This is a genomic window from Rhodanobacter sp. Root561 (assembly GCF_001427365.1).
Taxonomy (GTDB): Bacteria; Pseudomonadota; Gammaproteobacteria; order Xanthomonadales; family Rhodanobacteraceae; genus Rhodanobacter.
This window is the reverse complement of sequence record NZ_LMGH01000013.1, coordinates 356,380-370,821: the sequence shown is the minus strand read 5'-3', so window position 1 is coordinate 370,821 and position 14,442 is coordinate 356,380. Positions and strand designations below refer to the sequence as shown.

The 14,442-nt window shown below is 67.7% G+C and carries 10 protein-coding genes; 5 read left to right on the top strand and 5 right to left on the bottom strand.

The window, feature by feature from the left end; all coding sequences use genetic code 11:
* Positions 1-32: 32 nt before the first annotated feature.
* The 4 genes from ASD55_RS13865 to ASD55_RS13850 form a co-directional block, all read right to left on the bottom strand.
* Positions 33-680, bottom strand: a complete 648-nt coding sequence (locus ASD55_RS13865; protein WP_056766939.1) for an alpha/beta hydrolase — start codon at positions 678-680, stop codon at positions 33-35.
* Positions 681-761: 81 nt separating this feature from the next.
* Complete coding sequence (gene aspS / locus ASD55_RS13860; protein ID WP_056766937.1) at positions 762-2,516, bottom strand: aspartate--tRNA ligase; 1,755 nt, start codon at positions 2,514-2,516, stop codon at positions 762-764.
* 120 nt (positions 2,517-2,636) lie between these two features.
* On the bottom strand, positions 2,637-3,200 hold the full coding sequence (locus ASD55_RS13855; protein WP_056766935.1) for a DUF3011 domain-containing protein: 564 nt from the start codon (positions 3,198-3,200) through the stop codon (positions 2,637-2,639).
* 105 nt (positions 3,201-3,305) lie between these two features.
* Positions 3,306-3,632, bottom strand: coding sequence for a zinc ribbon domain-containing protein (locus tag ASD55_RS13850; protein ID WP_056766933.1), 327 nt, complete (start codon positions 3,630-3,632; stop codon positions 3,306-3,308).
* Between the two features lie 278 nt (positions 3,633-3,910).
* Here ASD55_RS13850 and ASD55_RS13845 point away from each other — a divergent pair, with 278 nt between their 5' ends.
* Positions 3,911-6,394, top strand: coding sequence for a TonB-dependent receptor (locus tag ASD55_RS13845; RefSeq protein ID WP_056767013.1), 2,484 nt, complete (start codon positions 3,911-3,913; stop codon positions 6,392-6,394).
* Between the two features lie 479 nt (positions 6,395-6,873).
* Positions 6,874-7,605 (top strand): CsgG/HfaB family protein, encoded by a 732-nt coding sequence (locus ASD55_RS13840; RefSeq protein ID WP_056717271.1) that lies wholly within the window; start codon positions 6,874-6,876, stop codon positions 7,603-7,605.
* Between the two features lie 108 nt (positions 7,606-7,713).
* Here ASD55_RS13840 and clpB read toward each other — a convergent pair whose 3' ends face one another.
* Entirely contained in the window at positions 7,714-10,305 is a 2,592-nt protein-coding gene (clpB, locus tag ASD55_RS13835) for an ATP-dependent chaperone ClpB (protein ID WP_056766931.1), read from the bottom strand.
* Positions 10,306-10,453: 148 nt separating this feature from the next.
* Between clpB and otsB the strand changes: the two genes are divergently transcribed.
* The 3 genes from otsB to otsA are packed head-to-tail and all read left to right on the top strand — an operon-like array spanning position 10,454 to position 14,440.
* Positions 10,454-11,293: a trehalose-phosphatase gene (gene otsB, locus ASD55_RS13830; RefSeq protein WP_056766929.1), complete on the top strand. Its 840-nt coding sequence runs from the start codon at positions 10,454-10,456 to the stop codon at positions 11,291-11,293.
* On the top strand, positions 11,253-13,058 hold the full coding sequence (locus tag ASD55_RS13825; RefSeq protein ID WP_056766927.1) for a glycoside hydrolase family 15 protein: 1,806 nt from the start codon (positions 11,253-11,255) through the stop codon (positions 13,056-13,058). The genes otsB and ASD55_RS13825 overlap by 41 nt, the downstream gene beginning before the upstream one ends.
* Entirely contained in the window at positions 13,058-14,440 is a 1,383-nt protein-coding gene (gene otsA / locus ASD55_RS13820; RefSeq protein ID WP_056766925.1) for an alpha,alpha-trehalose-phosphate synthase (UDP-forming), read from the top strand. The genes ASD55_RS13825 and otsA overlap by 1 nt, the downstream gene beginning before the upstream one ends.
* The last annotated feature ends 2 nt before the right edge of the window (positions 14,441-14,442 follow it).

Below are 14,442 nucleotides of genomic sequence, written 5' to 3'. Positions count from 1 at the left end.
AACCTGTGTGCCGGATCGCGGGGTGCGGCGTCTCAACGCGGCGCCGGCGGCGAAAACCGCCCGTGGCGCAGGAAACCGGCAGCCAACTGCGCCACTTCGGGCGAAAACAGCAGGCCGGTGTGGTTGGTTTCGACCACGCAATGGTCGGCAAGCCCCGGCAGGCGGGTCTCGTCGACCGCCACGGTGCCATCGTGCTCGCCCTGGAAATGGCCGAGCATGGCGCCCAGTCCCAGCGGCGTGCAGCCGGCGATCATGCCCACCTCGCGCGGGCCATCCCAGCGTTCGAGCCCCTGCTCCAGCAGCTCGCGGTTGTGCCCCAGCAGGACCTCGCCACCGCGCCCCCAGCCGGCAAAGCTGCGCGCCGCCGCACTGCCGCGCAGCGGCGAACCGAGGCAGACGATGCGACCGGACGGCAATGCGGCGGCGTCATGGCAGGCACGCAACGCCAGCAGCCCGCCCAGGCTGTGTCCGACCAGGTGCACGGACTGGGCGTCGGCCTCGCCGAGCAAGGCGGTCATGCGCGCATGCAGCCGATCCAGGATGCGCTGCTCGGTGGCCGCCACGCTGAGGTAGTCGAAGCGATGTACGCGAAAGCCGGCCTCCATCAGCCGGCGATGCAGCATGGACAGCGCGAAACCGCGCATCCACAGGCCGTGCAGCAGGATCACATGTTCAGACATGGCGAGCGCCGGAAGCCAGGATGGGGGAACAGGAAGTCGAAACGGCGGAAGGGCAGCAAACCATGCGCCGCTTCCTGCGCCCTATTCCTTCACCATCACGTGCAGCTCCTTCAGCTGCGCATCGCCCACCGGCGACGGCGCGTCCGTCATCAAGTCCTGCGCGCTGGTGGTCTTGGGGAAGGCGATCACGTCGCGGATCGACTCGGTGCCGGCCATCAGCGCGGCGATGCGGTCGATGCCGAAGGCCAGGCCGCCGTGAGGCGGCGCGCCGAACTTCAGCGCCTTGAGCAGGAAGCCGAACTTCGCCTCGGCCTCGTCCGCGCCGATGCCGAGCAGCTCGAACACCGCACTCTGCATGTCCGGCCGGTGGATACGGATCGAACCGCCGCCGATCTCGTTGCCGTTGAGCACCATGTCGTAGCCCCGGCTCACCGCGGTCGCGGCGTGGCTCTTCAGGTCGGCGATGTCGTCGATCTTCGGCGCGGTGAACGGATGATGCAGGGCGACGTAGCGCTGCTCTTCCGCGTCGTATTCGAACATCGGAAAGTCGGTGACCCACAGCGGCTTCCAGCTGTCCTCGACCAGGCCGCGGTCCTTGCCCACCTTCAGGCGCACCGCGCCCATGAAGTCGGTGACGGTCTTCCACGCGCCCGCACCGAAGAACACGATGTCGCCGCTCTGCGCGCCAGTGGCTTTCAGCACACCGTCCAGCGCCGCGTCGTCGAGGAACTTCGCCACCGGCGAGTTGATCCCCTCGCGCCCCTTGGCCAGATCCTCGACCTTGAGCCAGGCCAGACCCTTCGCGCCGTAACGCGAGGCGTATTCGGTCAGGCCGTCGATGTCCTTGCGCGACAGCGCGCTGCCGCCGGGCACGCGCAAGGCCGCCACGCGACCGTCCGGAGCATTGGCCGGCTCGGCGAACACCTTGAACTCGATGTGCCTGAGCACGTCGGCCACGTCGACCAGCTCCAGCGCGATGCGCAGGTCCGGCTTGTCCGAACCGAAGCGACGCATCGCCTCCATCCAGGTCATGCGGGGGAACGCGGCGTCCAGTTCCACGCCCTGCACTTCGCGGAACACGTGGCGGATCAGCTCCTCCACGAAATCCTGCACGTCTTTCTCTTCGACGAAGGCGAACTCCAGGTCGAGCTGGGTGAATTCCGGCTGGCGGTCGGCGCGCAGGTCCTCGTCGCGGAAGCAGCGGGCGATCTGATAATAGCGATCGAAACCGGCCATCATCAGGATCTGCTTGAACAGCTGCGGCGACTGCGGCAGCGCGTAGAACTGGCCCGGGTGCACTCGGCTGGGCACCAGGTAGTCGCGTGCGCCTTCGGGGGTGGCCTTGGTCAGGATCGGCGTCTCGATGTCCTGGAAGCCGCGCTCGTCCAGGTAGCGGCGCAGCGTCTGCACCAGCCTGATCCGCTTGCGCATCATCGCCTGCATCTCGGGGCGGCGCAGGTCGAGGTAGCGGTAGGTCATCCGCATGTCCTCGTTGGGATTCTCGTGCAGCGCGAACGGCAGGTCCTTCGCGGCGTTGAGGATCTCCACCGTGTCGGCCAGCAGCTCGACCGTGCCCGTCTTCAGCTTGTCGTTGACCGAAACGCGCGGGCGGATGGTGCCGGTGACGCGCAGGCAATACTCATTGCCGATCTCGCCGGCCACGGCAAATGCGGCAGCGTTGTCGCGGTCGACCACCACCTGCGCCAGGCCCTCGTGGTCGCGCAGGTCGACGAAGGCGACGTGGGCCTGCAGACGAATCTTGTTGACCCAGCCGCACAGGGTGACGGACTGGCCGATCAGCGACTCATCGATGAGGCCGCAGTAATGCGTGCGCATGCGTTGGAACTCCGGCGTCGCCGCGGGGCGACTTCAGGCAGGGGAAAAGACCGCCAAGTTTACCACCGCCGCGCGCCGCGGCGGACCGGCGGCGGACGACCGCCACCGGCCCGGGCCGCATCACCAGCGGCGATCGACCAGGAACTGGCCGCGGCAACCATGCGCCACCCACACTCCGGCGCGGTTCCAGCCCCAGCTGTAGCCCTCGGTGCAGCGGGCATCGGAGAGCTGACGGCCCAGTCGCACGCTGCCGTTGCGGCCCACGTCGACCTGGCACATCTGGTACTTCTTCTTGTTGCTGTCGCACTGCAGGCTGATCCGGCGATTCCAGTCCGGGCCGGGCTGCCAGCCGCCGTGCGGATGGCCGTGTCCCCGACGATCACCTCGGTTGTCACCATAGCCACCGCGTCCCGCCGGACCGAACAGGCCGCGACAACCCCGGTCGACCCACAAGGTGCCGTGGTCCATGCCCCAGCTCTGACCCTCGATGCAGGCGCCCTTGGACTCCTGCTTGTAGAGTTCAACCCGGCGCCACGGCACGGCGCAGCGGGCATAGTGCCCGTCCTTGCTCACGCAGCGCACCGGCGTATCGGACTGCGCACGCACCGGTGGCGCGATCCCGAGCAGGCTGCCCAGCAGTCCTGCGATGACGATTCCACTGGCCCATCCGCTGATTGCACGCATCCGTCTGGCTCCTCGCTGGCAGTGGCGGCAGCAGGATCGCCGCCGTCCTCGGGCGTCAGCATATCTTGCGACGCCACGCAGGAAACTGCGCGGCCGTTCCGTGGTTCAGCTTCCGCTGCTGCCCGATCCGCCCGCTGCCGGCGCGGGGCTGGCAGCCGGAGCGGGAGCAGCGGCCGCAGTTGCCGGTGCACCGGCAGCAGGCTTGGCTTCGCCCGGTGACGCATCGACCAGGTTGCGCTTCTTGTCGCCGTCCTTCTTGAAGTCAGTCTCGTACCAGCCGCTGCCAGCCAGCCGGAAGGACGGCGCGCTGACCCGCCGGTGCAGGTTCGGGGTGTCGCACGCGGGGCAGACCACCGGGTCGGTGTCGGACAACTTCTGCAGGCGGTCGAAACGGTGGCCGCACTGGCTGCATTCGAATTCGTAGATGGGCATGAAGGCTCCGGAAAATCCCGCCGGCATGCGAGCCGGCAACTGGCCATTATCGGCGCTGACCGGCGGATTTCAACGTGCCGGACCGCTCATGGCGACGTGCGCGGCCGGGTAGTAGCCTCGGGACCGCAACCAGGCGCGACCGCCCCGCCATACGCCCGCACGCCGCGATAGATGCAACGGCGATGGACGTATAGACGTCTATACGTCTATTGACGGCCGATCCGTGCACCACTAGTCTGTGGTTGCTGCATCGCAACAACACCTATCCGGAGAACCTCATGAGCAAGCGTCCCCGTACGACCGCGTCGGCATGGCTTCCTGCCGCGGTGTTGCTGGCACTGGCCGGCAATGCCGCGGCGCAGGAAGCACAGGCACCGGCACCCGCCAAGGCCCGCGACCTCAGTGCCGTGATCGTCACCGGCACCCGCGCCGACAACCGCACGGAAAGCAGCTCGCTGACCCCGATCGACGTGGTGTCGGCCAAGGTCCTGCAGCAGACCGGCACCAGCGAGTTGTCCACGGCGCTGGCGCGCATCATTCCCTCGCTGAATTTCCCGCGCCCGGCCGCCGCCGACTCGGCCGATACGCAGCGTCCCGCCCAGTTGCGCGGCCTGTCGCCCGACGAAGTGCTGGTGCTGGTGAACGGCAAGCGCTGGCATCCGGGCGCCATCCTGCTCAACAACGGCGTGATCGGCCGCGGCTCGCAGCCGGTGGATCTGAACACCATCCCGATGTCTGCCATCGACCACATCGAGGTCCTGCGCGACGGTGCGTCCGCCCAATACGGCTCGGACGCCATCGCCGGCGTCATCAACATCATCCTGAAACAGGGCGCCAAGGGCGGCGACGTGCAGGTCAGCGGCGGTCAGTATTCCGCGGGCGACGGCAGGCAATGGCAGGGCTCGGCCAACTTCGGCATCCCGCTGGGCGGCGACAAGGGCTGGTTGCGCTTCGCGCTGCAGAGCGGCAAGCAGGACCACACCAATCGTGCCGGGCCGGACAATCGCCCCGGCTTCCCGCAACTGGGCGTGAACTTCCGCCAGGGCGACCCGGATGTGCATGACAACAACCTGCTGCTGAATGCGCAGTACGACATCACCCCGGACGTGCAGTTGTACAGCTTCGGGCACTACGGCCGGCGCCAGAGCACGTCGCCCGCGTTCTTCCGCTACGGCACCAATTCGCCCAAGCCGAACAATGCACTGATCGGCCAGGTGTATCCGGACGGCTTCCTGCCGCTCGAACACGCCGACTCCACCGACACCTCGCTGGTGGCGGGCCTGCGTGGCAAGATCAGCGGCTGGCGCTGGGACCTGAGCGGCAACTACGGTCGCAACCGGGTTTCCTACGAAACGCGCAACAGCACCAACTATGCCTACCTCAACGACTTCGGCAGCGCGCCCAGCGTATTCAGTGACGGCATCCTCAGCGCCTCGCAGCAGAGCCTGGACCTCGACGTCGCCAAGGACATCCAGGCTGGCTGGCTGCCCAATTCGCTCACGGTGGCGTTCGGCGCCCAGTATCTGCGGCAGACCTACGCCATCGATGCCGGCTCGCTGCCGTCCTGGTACGTGGGCACCTCCGGCGTCTCGGGCGGCGCGCAGGGCTTCGCCGGCTGGCAGCCGGCGAACGCGGTCGACGCCTCGCGCCACGACGTGGCCGCCTACCTCGACCTCGAAACCAACCTCACCGACCGGCTTGGTGTCGCCGCCGCCGTGCGGCATGAGCACTACAACGACTTCGGCAACACCACGTCCGGCTCGCTGTCGGGGCGCTTCGACTTCACCGACAGTTTCGCCATCCGCGGCAGTGCCTCCACGGGCTTCCGGGCGCCCTCGCTGGGGCAGGAGTATTTCTCGCAGATCTCCTCGCTGTTCTACGGCGCCGGCAGCCTGCCGGGCCTGCCGGCGGGCATCTACAACCGCGGCCTGGTGCCGGTCGGCAGCCAGATCGCCCAGTTGCTGGGCGCCGAAGCGCTGAAGCCGGAGAAGTCCAGGAACTACACCCTGGGCACGGTATGGAGCCCCACCGATGCGCTGACCCTCAGCCTGGACGTGTACCAGATCGACATCCGGGACCGCGTGGCGCTGTCCGGCGCGATCTCGACCACCACGCCCGCGGTGGTCAGCTACCTGGCCGCCAACGGCATCAGCGACCTCGGCTACAGCAGCGTCAACTACTTCACCAACGCGGCGAACACGCGCACCCGCGGCGTCGACTTCGTGGGCAGCTACCTGGCCGACCTCGGCAACGCGGGCACCCTGGCCACCACGCTCAGCGCGAACTACAACCAGAACACGGTCACCAACGTGAAGCCCAACCCGGCGGTGCTGGACAACCTGGGCGTCAGCTTCGTCCGCCTGAACCGCCAGGACATCCAGGGGTACCTGGGCAATTCGAGCCCGCGCAGCAAGCTCATCCTCAATGAGCAGTACCACGTCGGCAACTGGGGCGTGACCGGCACGCTGACCCGCTATGGCCGCTACACCAGCTATGTCAGCAGCCTGGCCAGCTACAACCCGAGCGCCACGCCGCCGGTGATCGACCAGACCTTCACGCCCAAGTGGGTGCTCGACCTGGCGGTGAACTACAACCTCCATGACTGGACCTTCACGGTGGGCGCGGACAACGCACTCGACGCCCATCCGGACAGGAACATCGCCAACAACACCAACAACGGCACCCTGCCCTACTCGACCTTTTCGCCGTTCGGCTACAACGGCGCCTACGTCTACGGCAAGGTGCGCTACAGCTGGCAGTGACGGCGAACCATTCCTGGCAATACGCAGCCCCGGCGCGCCCGGGGCTGCGCCCGACTCACCGTTCGCCACCGACTCATTGACCGCCTGGGCCCCACCATCGGGGCACCGCCACCCCGGCAGCTTCCGCAACGCCGGCGCTGTCGTCCCCGCCGCCAGGCATTGACGGTTTTGCCTTACAGCACCTGCCGTCCGCGCTGACAGCCGACCCGACGGCGCCCCGGGATAATCGCCGCACAGGGTGCCGCCCGGCACAGGGGAATGCACCCCGGCAGGGATCGCTTGACAAGGCCAATCCCGCACGACCAGCATCCGGCGTGATCGCGCAACGGCAAACGCCTGCGCCGCCCGCGACACTCGGCAGCCGGAATCCAGGGGGATTGCGGGGGGACTGCACCCTGGCACGACACCACACCTGTACGTTCGCCGCGGCATCGCGCGTCGATCGGACAGGCATCACGCCAATGACTGGAGGGGACTTGATGAAACTCGCAAACCACACGGGCCTGCTGGGCGCAGCGCTGGCCCTGGCATTGACCGCAGGCGGGGCCGCCATGGCCCGCGAAGCGCCGACGATGACCGTCGCCGTGATCGACTTCACCAACCAGACCAGCTCCGCCAGCTGGTGGAACGGCGACGTCGGCAACCAGCTGGCCGACGTGCTCAGCAACGAACTGAGCGCCACCGGCGACTTCAAGGTGATCGAACGACAGAAGATCGACGCCGTGCTCGCCGAGCAGGACCTGGCCGCCTCCTCGCGCATGCGCCCGGGCAGCACGCCGCACACCGGCAACATCACCGGCGCCCAGTACCTGGTCACCGGCAGCGTCGCCGCTTACACCGAAGACACTTCGAAGACGGGCGGCGGCCTCAACATCGCGGGCTTCCGCGTGGGTGGCGGCAAATCCCAGGCCTACGTGGCGATCGATCTGCGGGTGATCGACGCGGAAACTTCCGAAGTGGTGTATTCGCGCACGGTCGAGGGCAACAGCTCCGGCGGCGGGGTCAATCTCAGCGGCTTCACCCACGGCGTCGGCGGTGACTTCGGCCACTCGAAGAAGACGCCGGCCAGCAAGGCCGTGCGCGCGGCGTTGATCGAGGCCACCGATTATCTGGACTGCGTGATGGTCAAGCGCGACGGCTGCGAGGCCCGCTACCAGCAGAAGGAACAGCGCCGCCGCGACAACGACAAGAAGGTGCTAGACCTCGAGTGAGTCCGGGCGACCGCCCCACCGGGGCGGAGGCCGCATCGAGCAAACCACGGGGCCATCCGGCGAGGATGGCCCTGTTTCGTTCAGGCGAACCGGACTGCCGGCGCCGCATCAGGACTTGCGAAACACCAGCTGTCCGCCCTCGGCGGCCACGCCGACCGTATCGCCCGGCTGGAACTGTCCTTCCAGAATCTGCCTGGCCAGCGGATTCTCCAGTTGCTGCTGGATTGCCCGCTTCAGCGGCCGCGCACCGTAGACCGGATCGAAGCCCACGTTGCCGAGCAGGGCCAGTGCGTCGTCCGCGATGTCGAGCTTCAGCTGACGCTCGGCCAGCCGCCGCTCCAGATACTGCAGCTGGATCTTCGCGATGGCGCGGATCTGCGTCTTGTCCAGCGGACGGAACACCACGATCTCGTCCAGCCGGTTGATGAACTCTGGACGGAAATGCGCCTGCACCACACCCATCACCGACGCCTTCATCTGGGTGTACTGCTCCTCCTCGTCGCCGCCATTTTCCGCCGCGTCCTGGATCATCTGCGAACCCAGGTTCGAGGTCATCACGATGACCGTGTTGCGGAAGTCCACGGTGCGGCCCTGGCCATCGGTGAGGCGGCCGTCGTCGAGCACCTGCAGCAGGATGTTGAACACATCCGGGTGCGCCTTCTCCACCTCGTCCAGCAGGATCACGCTGTACGGCCGGCGACGCACCGCCTCGGTGAGGTAACCACCCTCCTCATAGCCGACGTAGCCGGGAGGCGCACCGACCAGGCGCGAGACGGAGTGCTTCTCCATGAATTCGCTCATGTCGATGCGCACCATCGCGTCGGTGGTGTCGAACATGAACTCGGCCAGCGCCTTGCACAGCTCGGTCTTGCCCACGCCGGTCGGGCCGAGGAACAGGAACGAACCGTTCGGGCGGTTCGGATCGGACAGCCCCGCGCGCGAGCGGCGGATCGCATCGGACACAGCGTGCACCGCCTCGTCCTGGCCGACCACGCGCTTGTGCAACTCGTCCTCCATCTTCAACAGCTTGTCGCGCTCGCCCTCGAGCATCTTGCTGACCGGAATGCCGGTCCAGCGCGCCACCACCTCGGCGATTTCCTCGGCGGTGACTTTCGTCTGCACCAGCTTGAAATCCTGTGTTTCGGCGGCCTGCGCCGCGGCGAGCTGCTTTTCCAGTTCCGGCAGCTTGCCGTACTGGATCTCGCTCATCTTCGCGTAATCCTGCCGGCGCTGGGCGGACTCCAGCTCCTGGTGCGCCTGCTCGATCTGCTCCTTCACCTTGGTCGTGCCCTGCAGCGCGGCCTTCTCCGATTTCCAGATCTCGTTGAGGTCGGAGAACTCGCGTTCGAGCTTGCCGATATCGGTTTCCAGATCAGCGAGGCGTTGCTTCGACTCGCTGTCCTTTTCCTTCTTCAGCATCTCGCGCTGGATCTTCAGCTGGATCAGCCGGCGCTCCAGACGGTCCAGTTCCTCCGGCTTGGAGTCGATCTCCATGCGGATGCGCGAGGCCGCCTCGTCCATCAAGTCGATCGCCTTGTCCGGCAACTGGCGGTCGGCGATGTAGCGATGCGACAGCGTGGCCGCGGCGACGATGGCCGGGTCGGTGATCTCCACGCCGTGGTGCACCGCGTAGCGTTCCTTCAGCCCGCGCAGGATCGCGATGGTGTCCTCCACCGTGGGCTCGCCCACGAACACTTTCTGGAAGCGCCGCTCCAGCGCCGCGTCCTTCTCGATGTACTTGCGGTATTCGTCCAGCGTGGTCGCGCCGATGCAGTGCAGCTCGCCGCGCGCCAGCGCGGGCTTGAGCATGTTGCCGGCATCCATCGAGCCTTCGCCCTTGCCGGCGCCGACCATGGTGTGCAATTCATCGATGAACAGGATCACCCGGCCTTCCTGTTTCGACAGGTCGCTGAGCACGGCCTTGAGCCGCTCCTCGAACTCGCCGCGGAACTTGGCGCCGGCGATCAGCGCGCCCATGTCCAGCGCCAGCACGCGGCGGTCGCGCAGGCCCTCGGGCACCTCGCCCTTGATGATGCGCTGGGCCAGGCCCTCGACGATCGCAGTCTTGCCCACGCCGGGTTCGCCGATCAGCACCGGATTGTTCTTGGTGCGCCGCTGCAGCACCTGGATGGTGCGGCGGATTTCCTCGTCGCGGCCGATCACCGGATCGAGCTTGTTGCGCTCGGCGCGCTCGGTCAGGTCGATGCAGTATTTCTCCAGTGCCTGGCGCTGTTCCTCGGCGTTTTCGCTCTGCACCTTTTCGCCGCCGCGCAGCTTGTCGATCGCCGCTTCGAGGTTCGCCTTGTTCGCGCCCGCCGCCTTCAGCGCCGCGCCCAGTTCGCCCTTGTCCTCCAGCGCGGCCAGCACGAACAGCTCGCTGGCGATGAACTGGTCGCCGCGCTGCTGGGCCAGCTTGTCGGTGAGGTTGAGCAGGCGGTTGAGGTCGTTGCCCAGGTTGATGTTGCCTTCCTGCCCGCTGACCCGAGGCAGGCGCTCGAGCATTTCGTTCACCCGCTGCGTGAGCATCGGCACGTTGACCTGGGCCTGGGTCAGCAGCGGCGCCGTGGAGCCGCCCTGCTGGCCCAGCAGCGCCGCCATCACGTGCACCGGTTCAAGCATGTTGTTGTCGCGGCCCACGGCCAGTGATTGCGCGTCGGCCAGCGCCTGCTGGAACCGCGAGGTGAGTTTGTCCATCCGCATGTCGAAGATCCCCGAAGCTGGTTTGGCGGTGCATCCGCCACTGACGCAAAAATGCGGACGGCGAAGCACGATTCAAGCTGGCCCGTCCACGGCGACGGCGTGAGCGGCATGTCCGGCCTTTCACATTCGGCTTGTTACGGTGGATGCGATGTCAACTCCACGCCCCTCCACCGCATCGCCACGCCCCGGCCTGCCGGCTCCCCCGCTGCCCGCTGCCGACGCCCGCTGGGCGCTGCTGTTCGACGTCGACGGCACCTTGCTCGACTTTGCCGACGACCCACACTCGGTGCGCGTCAGCTCCGCCTTGCTGGCCCTGCTGCGCGAGCTGCATGCGGCAACCGACGGCGCGCTGGCGCTGGTCAGCGGACGCGAACTGGATGATCTCGACCGGCTCTTCGAGCGCCCGCGCTGGGCGGCGATCGGCCTGCACGGGCTGGAGCTGCGCCAGGCCAGCGGCAGCTTCCGCCGCCTCAGCGTGCCGCAGGCCAGCCAGGATCGCATGCACCGCGAGGCACGGGCGCTGGCCGCGCGGTTCGACGGCGTGCAGGTGGAGGACAAGCAGCTGGCGATCGCGCTGCACTGTCGCCGCGCGCCGGCGCAACTGGCCCGCCTGCACGGCGCCGCCGCCGAACTGATCGCGCGGCTGCCCGGCTACGAGTTGCAGCCCGGCCATCAGGTGCTGGAGTTCAAGCCGGCGGGCATGGACAAGGGCCGCGCCGTGCTGGAGCTGCTGCAGCGCGCGCCGTTTGCCGGCCGCACCCCGGTCTACCTCGGCGACGACCTCACCGACGAGCACGCCTTCGACGCGGTCAATCGTCGACACGGCATCAGCATCCGCATCGGCGAGCGCGACCCCAGCGCCGCCCACTTCACCCTGCCCGGCCCGGCTGCCACCGAAGCCTGGCTGACCCGCGTCCTGCACGCATTGACGCACGGAGTCCCTACCCATGCCCGAGTTCCCCACGGAGGCCCAGCACGCCAGCCTTGAGCTTGGCGTGATCGGCAACGGCAGCGTTGCCGCGCTGATCGACCCGCATGCGCGCATCGTGTGGTGCTGCCTGCCGCGCTTCGATGCCGACGCCAGTTTCTGCAGCCTGCTCTCGCCCACCAGTGGGGGCGGCGACTGGGCGATCGAACTGGAGGACTTCGATCACGTCGAGCAGTTCTACCTGGCCAACACCGCGGTGCTGGTGACGCGCCTGTTCGACCGTCACGGCGGCGCCATCGAGATCACCGACTTCGCGCCGCGGCATCGCCTGAACGGCCGCTTCTATCACCCGGAAATGCTGGTGCGCCGGGTCGCGCCCATCGCGGGTTCGCCGCGCATCCGCGTGCGCATGCGCCCGCTGTGCGAGTACGGCGCACGCGCGCCAGCCACCACCGCCGGCAGCAATCACATCCGCTACCTGCTCAGCGACGTGGTGCAGCGCCTCACCATCGACATCGCGCCGCCGCTGGTCGAACGCCAGCTGCCGTTCGGACTCGACCGACCGGCCCACTTCGTGTTCGGCCCCGACGAAACCGTCGACACGAACGTGGCCGACTTCGTCCATCTGGCGCTGGAACGGACGCTGGACTACTGGCGCGAATGGGCCCGCTACCTGTCGATTCCCTACGAATGGCAGGAGGCGGTGATCCGCGCCGCGATCACCCTGAAACTCTGCCAGTACGAAGCGACCGGCGCGATCGTGGCGGCGCTGACCACGTCGATACCCGAATCGGCCGGCAGCGCGCGCAACTGGGATTACCGCTATTGCTGGCTGCGCGACGCCGCCTTCACCGTGCGCGCACTGAACCGCCTCGGCGCGACCCGCACGATGGAGGAATACATCCGCTACACCTTCAACCTGGTCGCCCAGCTTGCTGAGGGCGAGCTCGGCCCGGTGTTCGGCATCACCTTCGAGAGCGAACTGCCCGAGCGCCAGGTGGAGACGCTCGCCGGCTACCGCGGCATGGGTCCGGTACGGGTGGGCAACGACGCGTGGCGTCAGCGCCAGAACGATGTCTACGGCTCGGTGGTGCTCGCCTCGACCCAGCTGTTCTTCGATCGCCGGCTGGAACATCGCGGTGACGAAGTGACCTTTCGCCGGCTCGAGCGCATGGGCGAGATGGCGCTGCGCGTGGCCGAACAACCCGACGCAGGACTGTGGGAATACCGCGGGCGCGTGGCCGTCCATACTTACTCGGCAGCGATGTGCTGGGCCGCCTGCGACCGGCTGGCGCACATCGCCACCGAGCTGGGCCTGGACGAGCGCGCACGCTACTGGCACGAGGAGGCGGTGCAATTGCATGGACGCATCGAGGCCCGTGCCTGGAACGGGAAACTCGGCCACTTCGTCGACGCCTACGACGGCGAGCACCTGGACGCCAGCCTGTTGCTGCTGGCCGACATCGGTTTTCTCGAAGCCACCGACCCGCGCTTCGTGGCCACGGTCGACGCGATCGGCGTGGCGCTGGGTCGCGGCGACTACCTGTTCCGCTACATCGCCCCGGACGATTTCGGCGCGCCGGAAACCAGCTTCAACATCTGCACGTTCTGGTACATCGAGGCGCTGGCCGCCACCGGACGCAGGGAACGGGCGCGGGCGCTGTTCGAGCACATGCTGAAACAGCGCAACGCACTGGGCCTGCTGTCGGAGGACCTCGCCCCGGCCACCGGCGAACACTGGGGCAACTACCCGCAGACCTATTCCCTGGTCGGCCTGATCCAGGCGGCGATGCGCCTGTCGCGGCGCTGGGAGGAGGCCCTGTGATGACGGCGCGCAAGGCTGGCGGCCGGCTGGTGGTGGTTTCCAATCGCGTCGCGCTGCCCCGCCAGGGCGCGCCCGGCGGGCTGGCGTCGGCGCTGCAGGCCGCGCTCGACGAACACGGCGGCCTGTGGTTTGGCTGGAGCGGCAAGGTGGCCGGCGAGACGGCCGCGGAACTGCATCAGCAGCAGGAGGGAAAGATCGACTACGCCACCATCGACCTTTCCCGCACCGACCACGACGACTTCTACACCGGCTTCGCCAACGGCGCGCTGTGGCCGCTGCTGCACTACCGGCCCGACGTGGTCGACTACCGGCGCAGCCATCTGGCCGGCTACCTGCGCGTCAACGAGGTGTTCGCGGAAAAACTGCAGCAGCTGATCAAGCCGGACGACGTCATCTGGGTGCATGACTACCACCTGATCCCGCTCGCCTCGATGCTGCGGCGCCGGGGCGTGCACAACCGCATCGGATTCTTCCTGCACACGCCGCTGCCCGCCGCCGGCCTGCTGATCGCCCTGCCGAATCACCGAGAACTGCTGGAAACCCTGGCCAGCTACGACCTGGTCGGCGTGCATACCCGTCGCGACCTGCGCGCGCTGGAAGACTATTTCCTGCACGAGGCCGGCGCGGTGATGCGCCTGGCCGGGCGCATGCGCATGCCGAACGGTCGCCAGTTCCGCGCCGGCGCGTTCCCGATCAGCATCGACACCCGGGGCATCGCCGACGTGGCGGCCAGGGCAGCCTCGATCCGCGAAATCACCCAGCTGCAACACAGCCTCGAAGGGCGCGCGCTGATCATCGGCGTGGATCGGCTGGATTACTCCAAGGGCCTGCCGCAACGATTCCAGGGTTATGCGCGGCTGCTGGAACGCCACCCCGAACTGCACCAGCAGGTGACCTTTCTGCAGATCGCGCCACCCTCGCGCGGCGCCGTGCTGGAGTATCGCGCGATCCGCCACGAACTCGAGCGCAGCGCCGGCCACATCAACGGGAAGTACGCCACGCCCGACTGGGCGCCGATCCGCTACATCAACAAGTCGTTTCCGCACCGATTGCTGGCCGGCTATTACCGCAGCGCCCGGGTCGGCCTGGTGACGCCGCTGCGCGACGGCATGAACCTGGTGGCCAAGGAATACGTGGCCTGCCAGGACCCGGCCGATCCCGGCGTGCTGGTGCTGTCCCGCTTCGCCGGCGCCGCGCTGGAACTGGAAGACGCCCTGCTGGTGAATCCCGCCGACACCGAGGAAGTCGCCGACGCGCTTGCACTGGCCCTGAAGATGCCGCTGGCCGAGCGTCGCCGCCGCTGGGAGGCGATGATGGACGTGCTGCGCACCAACGACATCACCCTGTGGCGCAGGAATTTTCTGGGCACGCTGCGCGCCTAGCG

What these genes read in the sequence shown, in the direction of transcription:
- ASD55_RS13865 (WP_056766939.1), bottom strand. Translation starts at nt 680, where the DNA reads ATGTCTGAACATGTGATCCTGCTGCACGGCCTGTGGATGCGCGGTTTC.
- aspS (WP_056766937.1), bottom strand. Translation starts at nt 2,516, where the DNA reads ATGCGCACGCATTACTGCGGCCTCATCGATGAGTCGCTGATCGGCCAG.
- ASD55_RS13855 (WP_056766935.1), bottom strand. Translation starts at nt 3,200, where the DNA reads ATGCGTGCAATCAGCGGATGGGCCAGTGGAATCGTCATCGCAGGACTG.
- ASD55_RS13850 (WP_056766933.1), bottom strand. Translation starts at nt 3,632, where the DNA reads ATGCCCATCTACGAATTCGAATGCAGCCAGTGCGGCCACCGTTTCGAC.
- ASD55_RS13845 (WP_056767013.1), top strand. Translation starts at nt 3,911, where the DNA reads ATGAGCAAGCGTCCCCGTACGACCGCGTCGGCATGGCTTCCTGCCGCG.
- ASD55_RS13840 (WP_056717271.1), top strand. Translation starts at nt 6,874, where the DNA reads ATGAAACTCGCAAACCACACGGGCCTGCTGGGCGCAGCGCTGGCCCTG.
- clpB (WP_056766931.1), bottom strand. Translation starts at nt 10,305, where the DNA reads ATGCGGATGGACAAACTCACCTCGCGGTTCCAGCAGGCGCTGGCCGAC.
- otsB (WP_056766929.1), top strand. Translation starts at nt 10,454, where the DNA reads ATGTCAACTCCACGCCCCTCCACCGCATCGCCACGCCCCGGCCTGCCG.
- ASD55_RS13825 (WP_056766927.1), top strand. Translation starts at nt 11,253, where the DNA reads ATGCCCGAGTTCCCCACGGAGGCCCAGCACGCCAGCCTTGAGCTTGGC.
- otsA (WP_056766925.1), top strand. Translation starts at nt 13,058, where the DNA reads ATGACGGCGCGCAAGGCTGGCGGCCGGCTGGTGGTGGTTTCCAATCGC.